Origin of the sequence: Brevibacterium album DSM 18261, from assembly GCF_000426445.1 — a bacterium.
Taxonomy (GTDB): domain Bacteria; phylum Actinomycetota; class Actinomycetes; order Actinomycetales; family Brevibacteriaceae; genus Brevibacterium; species Brevibacterium album.
The window spans coordinates 63,579-78,641 of record NZ_AUFJ01000013.1 but is presented as its reverse complement, the minus strand read 5'-3'; the positions used below and the strand labels follow the sequence as shown (position 1 = coordinate 78,641).

Here is a 15,063-nt window from a genome sequence, read left to right as displayed (position 1 = left end):
GAGACGCAGTGACACACCAGGACCAGCCCACCTTCACCCTGCAGACGTGGAACGTCTGGTACGGCGGCCGGGAAGTGGACTACGGACAGGAGAAGCAGTACGCGATCTGCGCGCAGTTCCCCGCGGACGTCCTCGCCCTGCAGGAGTGCTGGGGCACCGCGGCGGAGAACCTCGCGCCCAAACTGGGTGTCGCGAACGCCCAGTTCGGCTGGGACACGGCGGTGCTCAGCCGTCATGCGCTCGTCCCGCTGCGCACCTCCACCCTCCCCTATGCGCAGGCGGCGATCGTGGAGGTCGGGGACAGCGGCACAGACGCCGGGGGCGTGCGGCGAGTCCTGGTCTGGTCGGTGCACCTCGCGCCGTATCCCTATGGCGTCTACCGAGCGCTCACCGGTGAGGGCCAGGGGGTCGCCGATGAGGAGGAGGCGCCCCGGCGGGAGCAGATCGAGGAAGTGCTCGCGGAGACGGGGCGCATCTGCGCCGAGCACGGCGATCCTGATCTGCCCGTGGTGGTCTGCGGAGACTTCAACACGCCGTCCAGTCTGGACTGGGCCGCGCGCTCGGACCGTCCGGACATCCGCTGGCGGGCCACGGACGCCCTCCTCGAAGCAGGGTTCGCGGACGCGTTCCGCACAGTCCACCCGGACCCCGTCGAAGCGCCCGCGGACACGTGGTCGCCCATCGAGCCGCTGACCCGCGCCGGCCATGCGGAGAGCCCGGAGCCCGGCCGCGCCGGCGGTGCGGAACCGCGTGACCGCATCGACTTCATCTTCGTCCGAGGACTCGACACCGTGGACAGCGTCATGCGCGGCTGCACTGCCGAGGGGCTGGCCGAACCCGGTTTCGCGGATGTGGGCGGTCGCTGCGCTCACATCCCGGAGCAGCGAGGCAACCGGTTCCCCTCCGACCACCAGATGGTGGAGGCACGCCTCGCGTTCCGCGGGTGACCCTGCGGTGCCCCCAACCTCGTACGATGACGCCCAGTTCTCACGCAGACACCCGGAAATCTGCGTGAACAGCTGGGCGTCTGAGCGAGAGCTGGGCGTCATAGGTCGGAGAGCGGCGGCCGCAGCGGGCCGCCGCACGGGTCTCACCGCACGACGGTGAGGTCGATCCCCCTGCGCTCGGGCAGTCGCCAGGCCGCCCACAGCGCCAGCGCCGCGGCGAACACGATGAACAGGTTGGAGGCCCACGGCGCCTCCACCGCGACCGCCAGCTGGTTGACGTACGGGGTGGTCCCGCCGAACACCGCCGTCGCCAGCGAGTACGCGAGCCCGATGTTCGCCGTCCGTGCGGCGGTGGGGAAGGTCTCCGCCATGACGGAGGCGAGGAGGGCTGCGCCGGCGGCGAGCACGAACAGTGCGATCGAGGTGGCCGCGAACAGCGTCCAGGGCCGCTCGTCGATGAAGGCCATGAGCGGGAACTGGGTGACGATCACGCCGCCGGCGAACGCGAACAGCACCGGCCGTCGGCCCACCCGGTCGGACACCGCTCCCCAGAACGGCAGGGCTGCGAGCCCCACGAGGAGAGCGGCGACGAGGGACCAGTACGCGCCCGAGGGGTCCATCCCCTCCTGCGTCACCGCGTATGTGGAGACGTACGAGGTCCACGTGTAGTTGCTCGCGGCCACACCGGAGACCAGGAAGAAGATGAGCACGATCGACAGCGGCGTGCTCAGCGGCTTCAGCGCCTGTGCGGAGAACGCACCGGCGCCCAGACCGTCGGGAGCGAGGATCGGCTTCGAGGTGCCCGCATCCGAGGCGCCCGCGGCGGGGCCGTCCTGCCCGTCCCCTGCCCGAGGGGCGCCGTCACCTTCGTCCTTGAAGACCTGCGACTCGACCATGCCGACCCGCAGCCACAGGGCCACGACCGCCAGCACGGCACCCAGCAGGAAGGGGATCCGCCAGCCCCATGCCTGCACATCGGCCTCCGGCAGCGCGCCGGTGATGAGACCGCCCACCACGAAGGCCAGGAACGCGCCGCCGAAGATGGTCATGAAGACGAAGGAGCCCCACAGGCCCCGCTTCCGGGCGGGTGCGATCTCCGCGATGTAGGAGTTGGCGGTGGCGGATTCGCCTCCGTGTGCGAATCCCTGGACGACGCGGGCGAGCAGCACCAGGATCGATGCGCCGATCCCGATCGTCTCGTACGTGGGCAGCAGGCCGATCATCACCGAGGCCGCGGCCATCATGAGCATGGTCGTCACGAGGACGAACCGGCGGCCGCGCCGGTCCGCGATCCGGCCGAACACGATCCCGCCCAGCGGGCGGAACAGGAAGCCGATCGCGAAGACGCCGAAGGTCGCCAGCAGCGCGGACACCTGGTTCTGGGAGTTGAAGAGCGCGACCGCGATGAACGGGGCGAAGACGGCATAGGCGCTCCACTCGTACCACTCCAGCAGCTGGCCGCAGATGCTGGCGAACATGGAGCGCCGCTGCACGGCGCGGCTGGACGCGGTCGAGGCGGCCTCGGGAGCGGCCGAGGCGGTGGCGGCACGAGGGCTCGCGGGTCCGGGATTCATAGCACGAGGATCGCGGCACGGCGTCCGCGCGCGTACCTCAGAGGTCATGACACGACCCGAAACGTCACAGAACGTCACGTCCGGTCAATTCCGCGCGGACACCTCCCTCACGGAGGGGGCGGAGCCTGCCGTCGCCGGGAATCTTCGACCGCCCTGACCGCGCGCCCGACTCAGCCCACGAGACCCTGCTCCTCGACCCACTCGCCGGCGATGACCTCGGGAGCGGCCTGCTCGTCGACGCTGCGGGTGTTGAGCTCCAGCAGCTCCTCCTGCGTGAGCGCGGCCGAGACCTCCTCCAGCGCCGCGCGGGCGTCCGCGTCGAGGGCCTCGGAGACGATCGGCACCACGTTCTCCGGCGGCACGAGCGACTCCGGGTCCTCGAGCACCACGAGGTCCTCGGCGGCGATGGCGGGGCTGGCGGTGAAGATGTTCGCCGCGACGTCGATGTCACCGTCCTCGAGCGCCTTGACGGTGAGCGGCCCGCCCGAATCGTCGATCGTCTGCAGCTGCACCTCCACGCCGTAGACCTCGCGGAGGCCTTCAGGACCGTAGGGGCGCGTCTCGAACTCCGGGGTGGAGCCGACCACGAGGTCGTCCAGGTCCGCCAGGTCCCCGATCGACGTGAGTCCGTGCTCCTGTGCGAACTCGGCCGTCACCACCATCGCGTTCTGGTCCGTGGCCTCCGATTCCCGCAGCGCGGCGAGGCCCTCGGGCAGAGCCTGCTCGAGCCCGTCGCGGATCTCCTCGGCGGTCCGTGCCTGGGACTCCGGATCGAAGTACTGCAGGAGGCTGCCGGCGTACTCGGGGAACACGTCGATGTTCCCGTTCTCCAGCTCCGCGGCGTAGACCTCGCGCTGGCCGATCTCGAAGTCGCGCTGGACCGTGAGGCCCGCGTCCTCGAGCACCTGCGCATAGACCTCGGCGATGAGGGTGTTCGAGTAGTACTGCTGCGAGCCGATGACGACGGTGCCGGTCTCCCCTCCTCCGCTCTCGAACGGATCGGAGTCGGCGCCGCACGCGGAGGAGATCAGCGCGAGGGCGCCGACGGCGGCGAGGCCGGGGACGAGGCGCATCCGCGCACGGAGGCGGCGCGCGGTGCGGCGGTTCTCAGGAGGGGGCTTCATGGAACTTCCTTTCGCAGGGGAGGGGTCGGGGTGCAGGGCGTCTCGCCGCGCCCACGGACGTCACCGCAGTCCCGGCAGCCGCCGGAGGAGGCGCTGTGCGATCTCGAAGGCGAGGTCGAGGACGAGGGCGAGCAGGATGACCACGGCCGAGGCCGCCAGCAGCAGCGGATAGTCGTAGGTGCGCAGCCCCAGGAACAGGGGAGCGCCGAGGCCGCCGGCGCCCACATAGGCCGCCAGGATCGCGGTCCCCACCACCTGCAGGGTCGCCAGCCGGATGCCGCCGACGATGAGCGGCAGGCCCAGCGGGATCTGCACCGTGGTGAGCACCTGCCACCGGCTCATGCCCTGGGCGCGCGCCGCGTCGACGGTGCGCGGATCGACCGACTCGATGCCGGCGTAGGCTCCGGCGAGCACCGAGGGCACTGCGAGCACCACGAGGGCGACCATGGGAGCGAGGAGGCCGAGTCCGGTGAAGAGGGCGACGAGGGTGAGCAGGCCGAGCGTGGGCAGCGCCCGCACGACGCCGGAGGAGGCGACGACCACGTTCCGGCCCCGGCCGAAGTGGCCGACGGCGAAGCCGAGGGGAAGGGCGATCGCAGCGGACAGGCCCACGGCGAGCAGGGAGTAGCCGAGGTGCTCGAGCGTACGGGCCCCCAGTCCGTCCGCGCCGCCCCAGACGGCGGGGTCGAGCAGGAGGTCGAGGGCCTCGGCGGGATAGCTCATCGCGGGCTCCTCTCACCCGTGCGCAGCCACGGCATCGCGAACCGGCCGAGGGCGCTGAGCAGCAGGTCCAGGACCAGGGCGAGGAGCGCGGTGATCACCACGCCGCTGACGATGGAGGGGACGATGCCGCGCTGGAAGCCGTCGGTGAACAGCGAGCCCAGCGACTGCACGCCCAGGACGGCACTCACGGTCACCAGGCTGATCGTGCTGACGCTCACCACGCGCAGACCCGCCAGCAGGGGACCCGCCGCCAGCGGCAGGTCCACCGCCCAGAACCGGCCCCAGCGGGAGTAGCCCTGCGCGGTCGCGGACAGGCGCGCCTCGGCGGGCACCGAATCGAATGCATCCGCCGCCGAGCGGACCATGAGCGCCATGCCGAAGAGGACGAGGGCGACGATCACGTTGGCCCGGTCGCGCACCCCGGTTCCCAGGAGGACGGGGAGGACGATGAACAGCGGCAGCGAGGGCACCGCGTAGAGCAGGCCGGTGCCGGAGACGATGACCTCGCGCAGAGGACGGACCCGGTTGGCAGCGATGGCGACCGGGAGCGAGAGCACGAAGGCGAGGAGGATGGCCGGCAGGCTCAGGCCCAGGTGGGCGAGGGTGAGGGAGGCGATGTGCGCACGGTTCTCGAAGACCCAGTCCATGCGCTCACGCGCTCTCAGCCGGAGGCGGGGAGTCCAGCACGCCCACGGGACGACCGGCGCCGTCGCTCACGGACCAGCCGCCCTCCGGACGCGGCCGGGCACGAAGGGTGCGGCGCTCCGCACCCGCTCCGAAGAACCGCTCGACGAACTCGTCGGCCGGACTCTCCACGATCTCGCGGGGCGTGCCCGCCTGGGCGACCACCCCGCCGGCCCTGAGGACCACGATCTGGTCGCCCAGGGCCAGCGCCTCGTCCACATCGTGGGTGACGAAGAGGACGGTCTTGCGCAGCTCCGTCTGGATCCGTCTCATCTCCGCCTGGAGCTCCATCCGGACGAGGGGATCCACCGCGCCGAACGGCTCGTCCATCAGCAGGATGTTGGGATCCCCGGCGAGCGCCCGTGCCACCCCCACCCGCTGCTGCTGGCCGCCGGAGAGCTGTCCCGGAAAGCGGCGGGCGAGCGATTCGCCGAGCCCCACGACGGAGAGGAGCTCGAACGCCCGCTCGCGCGCCTCCCGTCTGCCGACGCCGTTCAGCCTCGGCACCGTGGCGATGTTGTCGATGACCCTGCGGTGCGGCAGGAGGCCCGAGTTCTGCATGACGTAGCCGATCCGCCTGCGCAGGGCCACCGGTGCGGCATCCGCCAGATCCTCGCCGTCCACGAGGACACGGCCCTCGGTCGGATCCACCATCCTGTTGACCATCCTCAGCAGCGTGGTCTTCCCGCAGCCCGAGGAGCCCAGGAGCACCGTGGTGCTGTGCGAGGGAATGCTGAGGCTGAAGCCCCGGACCGCCTGCGTGCCGTCCGGATAGGTCTTGCCGACGTGGTCGAACTCGATGCCCATGGATCGTGCCTCCTGCCGCTGGAGCGCCGGAGCTGAGCCGACTGCGAACTGCCCACCAGCGTATACAGATCTGCGGCCGAGAGCACCTGCGGAGGGCCACATCCACGGCATAAGCTCCCTTGCCGTCGCGGACGGCAGCTGGGAGGATCGGGCAGGAGAGCGGAAGGCCGAAAGCGGAGCCCGGGAGAGGAGCAGGAGACCATGGATGCTCGCGACGTCCTCATCGAGGCCGCCGGCAGGCCTGCGGAGGCCGCCCGCGCCCTGCGCGGCAGCCTCGCGCGGGGAGCGCTCAACGTCCATCCGGCGAACCACCCCAACTCCCCCGCCTGGCTCCTGTGGCATTCGGGCCGGGAGCTGGACTCCCAGCTCTCCGAACTCACGGGAGCCTCCGAGGTGTGGACCGGCAGGGCCTTCTCCGAGCGCTCCGGACTGGGCGCACTGGGCGAGAGCATCGGCCTCGGACACACAGGAGAGCAGGCTCGCGCCATTGCGGTGGACGACCCCGATGTCCTCCTCGACTACCTCACCGCGGTGACGGAGGAGCTGTGCGCCTACGTGCGGACGCTGCGCGAGGCGGACCTCGACACCGTGATCGACGAGAGCTGGGATCCTCCCGTGACCCGCGGCGTGCGCCTCGTGAGCATGATCGACGACGCGGTCCAGCATGTGGGGCAGGCCGCCTACGCGGCGGGGGCACCCGATCCGGGCGCGTGACCGCACGCTCAGGTTAGGCTTACCATAGTGTGGGCCCTCCGCCGCTGGAGCGGCCGACCGCCGCACGACGAGGAGTACCCGCTCATCATGCCCCCGCGCTCCGCCTACCGTCCCTTCTCCGTGACCGTCTCCGCCCGCCGGCAGCTCAGCGCGAGCTTCCACCGGCTCACCTTCTCCGGCCCGGACCTGCACCGGTTCGCAGACACCTGCCTGGACCAGCGCATCAAACTGGTGCTCGGGCCGCCCGAGGTGCTGGCACAGGCGGCAGCCGCGGACTCATGGCTCGACTGGTGGCGCGCACAGCCCGATGAGACCCGTCCGATCATGCGCACGTACACCTCCCGCCGCGTGAGGAGGGAGGACCGGGAGGTCGATGTGGACTTCGTGGCGCACGGGACGGAGGGGCCGGCCAGCCGCTTCGCCCTCACCGCCCGGGTGGGCGAGGCCGCCCTCCTCGTGGGTGCGGACGCCGAGCACCCCGAGGCGGACGTCCAGGGCGTCACATGGCGCACGGACGGCGCGGCCCAGGTCCTCCTCGCAGGCGACGAGACCGCGCAGCCTGCGATCGCGAACATCCTGCGCAGTCTGCCCGCCCACGTCACGGGAGCCGCCTTCGTCGAGGTCCCCTCCCCCGCCGATGCGCTCGCGACCGAGTCCCCGTCCCGCGTGACGGTCTCCTACCTCCCCCGCACCGAGGGCTCCGCCCGCGGAGAGCTGCTCGCCGAGGCGGTCTTCGGCTGGGCGGATGCCTGGGCTCAGGGTGCCGGCGCCGCTGCCTCCGGTGCGGGGCATCCGGCGCACCATCCGAGCCCCTCTCCGGCAGCAGCGGAGGAGGAGACGACCACGGAGGCCGGTCTCCTCTGGGAGGAGGGCACGGACAGCAGCGGCCTGAGGATCTGGGCGGCGGCGGATGCGCTCACGGTGCGGACGCTGCGGCGCGGCCTGGTCCGCGAGCGGGGCTTTGACAGGAAGTCCTGCTCCTTCATGGGCTACTGGAAGCCGGGCTCCCGCGAAGGCGAGTGACGAAAGGCGACGGAGCGCCCCGTGTTCCCGGCCTGCCACAGCCGTGGCCGATCGCGCACGCGGAACCGCCTCTGCCGGCAGGCGCCCCTGCCAGGCTGGAACCATGATCGCGGTGCAGCGCACCGCTCCCGCTCGGTTCCAGGAGGCACAGCCATGCGCACCATCCGCACCACGACCCTCAGCATCCTCGGAGGCACCGCCCTCGTACTGTCCCTCTCGGCCTGCGGCCTGACGATCTCCTTCGACGGGGAGGAGGACGGCAGCGGGGGCGAGCAGACCGCGGAGCCGGTCGAGGAGGGCTCTCAGGAGGATCCGGAGGCCGAGCCAGACGCGGGCGGTCCGGCCGCGGACGCACAGTCCGAGTCCGCCGCTCCGCAGGACCAGGAGGGTGCCGGCGGCACACCGGCGGAGCCTGCGGACGGAGGCTCCGCCGCGGGCAGCGGCGAGGGCGGCTTCTCACTCGACGAGAACGGGACCGGCACGATTCCCGCAGAGGTGCTCGAAGAGGACATCCGCGCCGCATACCAGAAGCAGGGCACCGTGATCGAAGCGGTCGAATGCTCGAACGACATGTCCGTGTGGAACGAGACAGGCTCCGCGTCCTGCACCGTCACCGCGGGCGGCAGGGACTACTACGGGGTGGCGAAGGTGGTCTCGGTCTCAGGACAGCAGGTCCAGTACGAACTCGAGTTCGCCGGCATCGACTTCTGACGTGCGCCGCTGCCGGAGTCCGCGCCGAAGGCGCCGTCTCCGGCCGGCCGCCGCTCACCCGACCAGGTGCAGACCCCGGAAGCGGCCCACCGCCGCGAGGAGTTCGTGGCGCCGGGGACGTGCGAGGCGGCCCGGGTGTCCCCGATGCGGGGACAGCCAGTCGAGTCCCTCCTCGTCGAGCCGGCGTTCGAGGGCGTCGAGCGCCTCGGCGATGCTCGTCCGCCCGTCGAGCTCCCGGGCAAGCACATCGAGCGCCCGGGCGATCGCCTCGGTCTGGGACCGGTCGACCAGCTGCGTGACGGCGCTGAGCTCGATCGTCTCCGCTCCGTACTGGATCTCGCCGAGTCCGCGCGCACGGGCAGGCTTGGGCCCGCGGCCGCCGGACCCGCCTCGGCCGCCCTTGCCTCGACCGCCCTGGCCGCCACGTCCGCCGCCGCGCTCCGGGCCGCCCTCATCCTCGGCACGGCCCAACCCGCCGGCAGCGGGCACCCGGGAGACGGCCTCGGCGAACACACGCGCACCCGCCTGGGATCCGGTCTCGGTGCCGGTCCGGGCACCGGCATTCGCCTCTGCACCGGCCGCCGCACCCCCGACCGCCGTCTCGGCCGAGGGCTCGCCGCCCTCGCCTCGCGCGCTGCCCTCGCCGCGTGCGGCCAGACTCTCCTCCGCGATCGCGTGCGCCTGCGCGGTGACATCGGCCGGGACGTACTCGTGCAGGGCGATGACGTGGTCGGCCACCTCGAAGAAGGCCCCCGATCCCCCGGCCACGAGCACGGTCGAGACCCCGCGCTCCTCGTACAGCGGGCGGATGCGCTCCACGAAGGGGGTGATGGGCTCGCGCTCGGCGGGGATGAGCCGGCGCATCCGGTCGTCGCGGATCATGAAGTTCGTCGCCGAGGTGTCCTCGTCGATGAGGAGCGCGCTCGCGCCGGCCTCCACCGCCTCGGCGAGATTGGCCGCCTGGGAGGTGGACCCGCTCGCGTTCGTGGTGGAGAACGAGCAGGTGTCCGTGCCGGTGGGGAGGTTGCTGATGAACGGAGAGATGTCCACGCCGGTGACGGCGCGCCCGTCCTCCGCCCGAATGGCGACGGCGTCGGCACGCGTGACCACCCATTCGCGGCCGTCGCCTGCGATGTGCGGGTACACGCCGCGCTCCAGCGCCCGGAGGACGGTCGATTTGCCGTGGTAGCCGCCGCCCACGATCACGGTGACGCCCTCGGGCACCCCCATGCCGCTGACGCTGCCCCCGCTGGGCAGGGCGAACTCCGTGCGCAGCGAGTCCGGGCTGGTGAAGGGCACCGCGCCGAGGCGGGACTCCAGGGGCAGATCGGAGTCGCCGGAGCGCCGCGGCAGGATCGCGCCCTCGCCCACGAAGGCGATGAGGCCCCGGTCCCGCAGGGAGGCGCGCAGATGCTCCTGGTCCCGGAGCAGGACGACGTGCGCACGCAGCGCCTCCCGGGTGCGGGCGTCGAAGCCGCGGTGGAGGAGCGCGGCGCGGGCGACCTGCGGGAGGACCTCCGTGAGGATGCGCGCGGCGGCACGGCCCTTGATGCGGCGTCCGGCGGCGGGGAGGGCGACCTCGAGGCGGACCTCCGCGCGGTCCGGGGTGAGGAGGACGCTGCTGCGTTCGAGAACCTGCTGGCCGGGCGCGTCGATGCGGATGTCCCGTTCCGCGCCCGCCGCCCGCAGCTCTGCGGCGAAGCGGCGGGTGAGGAAATCGCCCACCGCGATCCGGTCTCCCGCGGTCTCGAGGAGGTCCTGGGGCAGGTCCGCGTCCTCCGCGTCTACGAGCACGCACATCCGCGAGGGCGGGGCGTAAGGATCGGACTGCACGTGGTCCACCGCCAGCCCGCAGTCGCCGAGGTCGTGGGTGCCGACCAGCTGCTTGTAGGAGGAGTAGCTGCGGCCGTCCATGCCGATGAGCGTCCGTGCGAGGTCCTGTGGGCGCCTGTCCGATCCGTGCGTGTCCTGCATGGCACCAGTCAATCAGACGGGGCGGACATCGCTCATGGGCCGGCAGTCGCGCCAATCGTCGCAGACGCTGCGATAGTTCAGTCCAATCCGCCTGGCGCGTCGGTGTCCTCGACCGTTTCCACACCCACACTCTCCAAGGCGTCTGCCAGGACGGTGAACTTGCGCAGAGCGGGCGAGGCAGGTCCGGCGGGCGCGGTGCAACCGGCGCAGTAGGAGCGGGATGCGCCAGCCTCGCCCCCCCATCGATCAGGAATCGAGAAGCCGCACGCAGAGGGCCTGCGTACTGTGGGCGCATGCGCACACCCGAGGACCTGCTCGCAGAGCTCGCACTGCTGCGGCGGGTGCGCGACCGGATCGACCGCGAGTACGCCTCGCCGCTGGACGTCGAGGCCCTCGCCCGAGGCGTCCACATGTCCGCCGGACATCTCAGCCGCCGCTTCCGCCAGGCCTACGGGGAATCGCCCTATGCATACCTCATGACGAGGAGGATCGAGCGCGCGATGACGCTCCTGCGCAGGGGCGATATGAGCGTCACGGAGGTCTGCTTCGCAGTGGGATTCAATTCGCCGGGCACGTTCAGCACGCGGTTCACCGAGCTGGTGGGCGTGCCGCCCAGCGCCTACCGGCAGAGCGAACGCAATGCCACGGCGGGGGCGCCCTCCTGCCTGGTCCAGCAGGCCACACGACCCGTCCGGATCAGACCGGCGCGGGCAGGACCGGCGCAGCCCTGACCCGCAGTTCGCAGTCACACCACCACTCACCGAAAGGAAACCAGAACCATGAGCCTGCACGTCCAGACCGCTTTCCTCCCCCACACGGATCCCGAGGCCTCGCTCGCCTTCTACCGTGACGTCCTCGGCTTCGAGGTCGCCAACGACGTGAGCTACGGGGATATGCGCTGGATCACGCTGAAGCCCGCCGGTGTGGATCCCGATGCGCCCTTCGCCCACCTCGTGCTCGAACCCCCGGCGACCGACCCGACCCTCACGGACGAGGAGAGGCAGACCATCCTCCAGCTCATCGCGAAGGGCAGCTATGCCGGGATCCAGCTGCAGACGGACGATCTCGACGGCTTCTTCGAACGGGTCGAGGCGGCAGGAGCCGATATCGTCCAGGAGCCCATGGAGCAGGAGTGGGGCGCTCGCGACTGCGCCCTCCGCGATCCCGCAGGCTCGCTCATCCGCGTCGCCGAGGCGCGCTGAGCACCCGGTCCCTCCGCCGCAGAGGCGGTCGAGGCGGCCCTTCCACAGTGCGCTACAGCGCACTACACTGTAGCGCATGGCGACTCCCACGAATGTCCGCTTCGCAGAATCGATCGAGGAGGCCCTTGCCCGCCACATCCGGCGGACCGGGCACACCAAGTCCGCAGTCATCAGCACTGCGGTGTACGAGTGGCTGGCGATGCAGGAGCACGTCAGCATAAGGTTCAGGACTGCGGAGACCGGAGAGCGCCGGGCCGCCCTCGCCGACGGCCCGGAGGTGTGGGCGGTCGCACAGTCATGGCTGGACCACGAGGATCGCACCTCCGCGAACGTGGCCGCGACTCTCGAGCTCAGCCAGGAGGCGGTCGAGGCGGCCCTCGGCTACTGGGCCGACCATCGCTCGGAGATCGACGGGATCCTGGAACGCCATCGCGCCGCCCAGGACGAAGCCCTCGCCGCCTGGGAGCGCAGGCAGAGCCTGCTCGGGGCTCACGGGTGAGCGGAGCGGCGCCGCCCTCGCCCTACCCCTCGCCGCGGTAGAAGGCAGCGGTCTTCCGGGAGGCGGCCTCGGCGGCAGCGGGCTCTGCGCCCGCGGCGCTGTGCGCCTCTCCCCACCCCTCTGCCGCTCGCGAGATGTACTCGAGCCCCGGAGGAGAGGCGAACAGCTCCGTCATGGCATCCGGAGCGGAACGGGAGTCCCCATCGAGGTGGAGGGCCAGCGCCAGCAGCGCCCCCTCCCAGCCGATGCCCGTCGCCGCGGGGCCGAACTCGTCCCAGTGCGCATTCGCTGTGACGATGTGCCGGAGTGCAAGTGAGGTCCGCCCTTCCCCGGTGGCAGCCAGCACGATCTCCACCGTGCTCGCATCGTCCTCGTACTCCCAGGTGAGCCGGAGCCGGGAGGGGCGTTCACACACCTCGATCGTGCCGACGGTCCCGCTGTCCGCGAGGGCGTATCGGCCGCCCGGGCGCAGCTCGCCGTCTGCGGTGTCGAACCACTGCCGCAGCCTCTCAGGGCGGGTGCACGCCTCCCACACCTCGTCACGGTCCGCCGGGAAGACCCGGCTCACCTCGACCGTGTGCGTCCCCTCGCCCAGGACCACCGTGCGCACGACCGCGCCCGCCTCCGCCTGCAGGTCCAGCTCCGCTTCCATGCCCGTCTCCCCTCTTCGCGCCATCCGTCCGGATGCACCACCGACGATACGCGCATCGCACGCGCCCTCACTGAACGGCAAGTGCGGGTCCGCAGTCAGACTCGGCCCCGCCGGTATCCCGCAGGAGTGAGGTCCAGGACCGCCCGGAAGTCCCGCGTGAGATGCGCATGGTCGGCATAGCCGAGGTCCGCCGCGACCTGCGCGATCGTCACGTCCGGATCCTCCCGCAGCCGCTGGGCCGCCTCCTGCAGGCGGTACCGGCGGATGATCGCGAGCGGCGGCACGCCCACGTACCTCCGGGCCAGCCGCTGCACTCCGCGCACGGAGATGCCCAGTCGCTCGGCCGCCTGCTCGATGTGCACGATGCTCCGGTCCCCGGCGATGAGGTCCTCCATCTCATTGGCGAGCCGACCTCCTTCGTCCGGTGCCGGAATGTGCGCGGCGAACCAGCTCGCGAACGCCTCGGCGGCGGCGCGGTGGGCCGAGGCGGCGGCAGTGTCATGCGCGTCCTCTCCCGCCGCCATCGCCTCCGCGACGGTGCGTCCGAGGGTTTCCGCGCGCAGTCTCGCCGCCGGCACGACCTCGACCTCGGCCGCCTGCGCACACTCCGATGCCGCCGAGGCCGACGCAGTGCCCCTTCCGCTCCCCCAGAGCCGCACCTCCGCATCCCGGATCGCCGTGGGATCGATGCCCAGCGCGGCGACCGCCGCGGGTCGGAGCAGCGCACCCACCGCCCATCCGGAGCTCCTGAGGTCCCGATGGGACACGCGGGTGGCGGGGCCGTTGAGGGCGACGGAGAGGCTGACAGAAGCGCGGTGTTCGCGCACGCACTCGACCACCAGGTTCGAGGCCGGGAAGGGGAGCACGCTCTGCCGCGAGACGCGGCCCGGCGCCAGGTCCCACTCCGGAATCCAGAACCAGCACACGAGGCCGGTAAGGCTCTCCGGTGCGGGCAGACGGACGAAGGTGGGCAGACGGGCCGGATAGAGGATTCCGCGCGCGTCGAAACCGCTCGCCGCGGTCCTGCGCTCTGATCCGTCCGCCATCTCTCCTGCCTCCGGCTCTCCGCGCCTCGCTCGGCGCCGCTGCCCAGCGCACCTCCGGCTCCGCGCTGTCCCCTCATCGCCGATTCCCTGCCTGGAAGGCGAGAGGAATCCGTCGCGAATATCCAAGCCCGCCGGTTCGGCGCCGCCGTACTCTCGGTGCATGAACGATTCAAGCACGCCGCGCAGAGGTGCGACCGGCGCACACACGACAGACGGAATCCCCCATGGCTCCACGAGCCTCACCCCGTTCCTCGCCGTGCCCCGGGCGAGCGAGGCCGTCGAGTTCTACCGGGAGGTGTTCGGGGCACGCGTCGTCGATGTCACGGAGATGGGCGGGGTGGTGGTCCATGCGGATCTCGACATGGGCAGCGGCCACCTGCAGCTGGGCGAGCCCAATCCCGCCTTCGGACTGGTGCCGCCGCCCGAAGGAGATGCGGACTGCTGCTCCCTGGGCTACTACTGCGCGGATGTGGACGCCGTGGTCGAGCGCGCTGTGGCGGCGGGGGCGACGATCCGCGAACCCGTGAGCGACTTCGTCTCAGGAGACCGCTTCGCCTCGATCCGCGATCCCTTCGGCATCCGCTGGTCCGTCATGAGCCGGGTGGAGGACCTCTCCGAGGAGGAGAGCGCCCGCCGGGTGGCGGAATGGGCCGCTGCACAGGAGGGCACCGGGCCCGCATCGGACGGTGCGGACTGAACAGCCGAGGACCGCTCCCACGCACAGGAGTGCACCTGGGCACGCAAGGGGGCCGAACCCTCACGCCGCCATGGACCGCACGCCGTCCAGCGCCTCCCGGATGATGTCGGCATGACCGGCATGCTGCGCGGTCTCCGCCGCGATGTGCAGGACCGCACGGCGGACAGACCACGCCTCCTCGTCGCTCCACGGCGACCTCGGCAGCTCGCGGAGGGCGTCGAGCGAGGGCACCGTGCGGATCGCGGCGTTCGTCCGCTCGGCCACCTGCGCGTACTCGTCGAGGAGATCGCCCAGGTGCTCATCGGCGCCCATCCGGAACGCCCTGTCGTGCTCCGCGTAGTCCTCCTCCGTCCAGTCGATGAACTCCTTCTCGCGGACGTCCCTGCCATGCAGCAGGAAATCGCACCAGCTCCTCTCCACCTGGGTCACATGCCTGATCAGATCGCCGAGGCAGAACGCGCTGGGCGTGGTGTGCGCACGCGCCTGCTCGTCCGTGAGCTCACGCGTGGTGTGGCGCAGGTAGAAGCGCGCGTGGTCGAGCATCGCGATGAGGTCCTCGCGCTCGCGATCGGAAGCTGCCGTGTTCGTCTCGGTGCCCATGGTCTCCACCCTCTTCGCCGTCGTGATGATGAGCGCTTCCCACGCTAACGGCGCCTGCGGACAGATCGTGTCCGCAGAGGCCTCAC

The 15,063-nt window shown here is 71.5% G+C and carries 17 protein-coding genes; 8 read left to right on the top strand and 9 right to left on the bottom strand.

The genetic code is table 11. From position 1 onward, the window contains the following. Window positions 1-8: 8 nt before the first annotated feature. Window positions 9-947, top strand: a complete 939-nt coding sequence (locus tag K318_RS0110730) for an endonuclease/exonuclease/phosphatase family protein (RefSeq protein WP_029089490.1) — start codon at window positions 9-11, stop codon at window positions 945-947. 143 nt (window positions 948-1,090) lie between these two features. Here the strand turns inward: K318_RS0110730 and K318_RS0110725 are convergent, their stop codons facing one another. From K318_RS0110725 to K318_RS0110705, 5 genes are all read right to left on the bottom strand, one after another. Next, complete coding sequence (locus K318_RS0110725; protein WP_029089489.1) at window positions 1,091-2,521, bottom strand: MFS transporter; 1,431 nt, start codon at window positions 2,519-2,521, stop codon at window positions 1,091-1,093. A 170-nt stretch (window positions 2,522-2,691) separates the two neighbouring features. Continuing rightward, window positions 2,692-3,645 (bottom strand): ABC transporter substrate-binding protein, encoded by a 954-nt coding sequence (locus tag K318_RS0110720; RefSeq protein WP_084500048.1) that lies wholly within the window; start codon window positions 3,643-3,645, stop codon window positions 2,692-2,694. Between the two features lie 60 nt (window positions 3,646-3,705). Beyond that, window positions 3,706-4,368 (bottom strand): ABC transporter permease, encoded by a 663-nt coding sequence (locus K318_RS0110715; RefSeq protein WP_029089487.1) that lies wholly within the window; start codon window positions 4,366-4,368, stop codon window positions 3,706-3,708. After that, the gene (locus tag K318_RS0110710; protein ID WP_029089486.1) at window positions 4,365-5,015 is read right to left on the bottom strand and encodes an ABC transporter permease; all 651 of its coding nucleotides are present in this window, start codon (window positions 5,013-5,015) and stop codon (window positions 4,365-4,367) included. Before K318_RS0110710 ends, K318_RS0110715 begins: the two co-directional genes overlap by 4 nt. A gap of 4 nt (window positions 5,016-5,019) precedes the next feature. Further along, on the bottom strand, window positions 5,020-5,859 hold the full coding sequence (locus tag K318_RS0110705; protein ID WP_029089485.1) for an ABC transporter ATP-binding protein: 840 nt from the start codon (window positions 5,857-5,859) through the stop codon (window positions 5,020-5,022). Between the two features lie 201 nt (window positions 5,860-6,060). Here K318_RS0110705 and K318_RS0110700 point away from each other — a divergent pair, with 201 nt between their 5' ends. From K318_RS0110700 to K318_RS0110690, 3 genes are all read left to right on the top strand, one after another. Then, a complete protein-coding gene (locus K318_RS0110700) occupies window positions 6,061-6,573 on the top strand; it encodes a mycothiol transferase (RefSeq protein WP_029089484.1) in 513 nt (170 codons plus the stop codon). Window positions 6,574-6,660: 87 nt separating this feature from the next. Continuing rightward, on the top strand, window positions 6,661-7,596 hold the full coding sequence (locus K318_RS0110695; protein ID WP_029089483.1) for a siderophore-interacting protein: 936 nt from the start codon (window positions 6,661-6,663) through the stop codon (window positions 7,594-7,596). A gap of 153 nt (window positions 7,597-7,749) precedes the next feature. Beyond that, window positions 7,750-8,307 (top strand): hypothetical protein, encoded by a 558-nt coding sequence (locus tag K318_RS0110690; RefSeq protein WP_029089482.1) that lies wholly within the window; start codon window positions 7,750-7,752, stop codon window positions 8,305-8,307. 54 nt (window positions 8,308-8,361) lie between these two features. Here K318_RS0110690 and K318_RS0110685 read toward each other — a convergent pair whose 3' ends face one another. Then, window positions 8,362-10,281 carry an ABC-ATPase domain-containing protein gene (locus K318_RS0110685; protein WP_035281572.1) on the bottom strand — a complete coding sequence of 640 codons (1,920 nt, stop codon included), beginning with the start codon at window positions 10,279-10,281 and terminating at the stop codon, window positions 8,362-8,364. Window positions 10,282-10,574: 293 nt separating this feature from the next. On the opposite strand from K318_RS0110685, the gene K318_RS0110680 reads away from it, so the two are divergent. The 3 genes from K318_RS0110680 to K318_RS21110 all read left to right on the top strand — a co-directional run bounded on the left by K318_RS0110680 (window position 10,575) and on the right by K318_RS21110 (window position 11,982). Then, window positions 10,575-11,012 carry a helix-turn-helix transcriptional regulator gene (locus K318_RS0110680; RefSeq protein ID WP_029089480.1) on the top strand — a complete coding sequence of 146 codons (438 nt, stop codon included), beginning with the start codon at window positions 10,575-10,577 and terminating at the stop codon, window positions 11,010-11,012. A gap of 48 nt (window positions 11,013-11,060) precedes the next feature. Then, entirely contained in the window at window positions 11,061-11,483 is a 423-nt protein-coding gene (locus tag K318_RS0110675; RefSeq protein WP_029089479.1) for a VOC family protein, read from the top strand. Window positions 11,484-11,559: 76 nt separating this feature from the next. Next, entirely contained in the window at window positions 11,560-11,982 is a 423-nt protein-coding gene (locus tag K318_RS21110) for a hypothetical protein (RefSeq protein WP_035281570.1), read from the top strand. A gap of 22 nt (window positions 11,983-12,004) precedes the next feature. Here K318_RS21110 and K318_RS0110665 read toward each other — a convergent pair whose 3' ends face one another. After that, on the bottom strand, window positions 12,005-12,634 hold the full coding sequence (locus K318_RS0110665) for an SRPBCC domain-containing protein (protein WP_029089478.1): 630 nt from the start codon (window positions 12,632-12,634) through the stop codon (window positions 12,005-12,007). Window positions 12,635-12,729: 95 nt separating this feature from the next. After that, window positions 12,730-13,680: a helix-turn-helix domain-containing protein gene (locus K318_RS0110660; RefSeq protein WP_051297866.1), complete on the bottom strand. Its 951-nt coding sequence runs from the start codon at window positions 13,678-13,680 to the stop codon at window positions 12,730-12,732. Between the two features lie 160 nt (window positions 13,681-13,840). On the opposite strand from K318_RS0110660, the gene K318_RS0110655 reads away from it, so the two are divergent. After that, the gene (locus K318_RS0110655; protein WP_029089476.1) at window positions 13,841-14,377 is read left to right on the top strand and encodes a VOC family protein; all 537 of its coding nucleotides are present in this window, start codon (window positions 13,841-13,843) and stop codon (window positions 14,375-14,377) included. Between the two features lie 60 nt (window positions 14,378-14,437). On the opposite strand, the gene K318_RS0110650 is transcribed toward K318_RS0110655, so the two are convergent. Further along, a complete protein-coding gene (locus K318_RS0110650) occupies window positions 14,438-14,977 on the bottom strand; it encodes a DinB family protein (protein ID WP_029089475.1) in 540 nt (179 codons plus the stop codon). Window positions 14,978-15,063 lie beyond the last annotated feature (86 nt).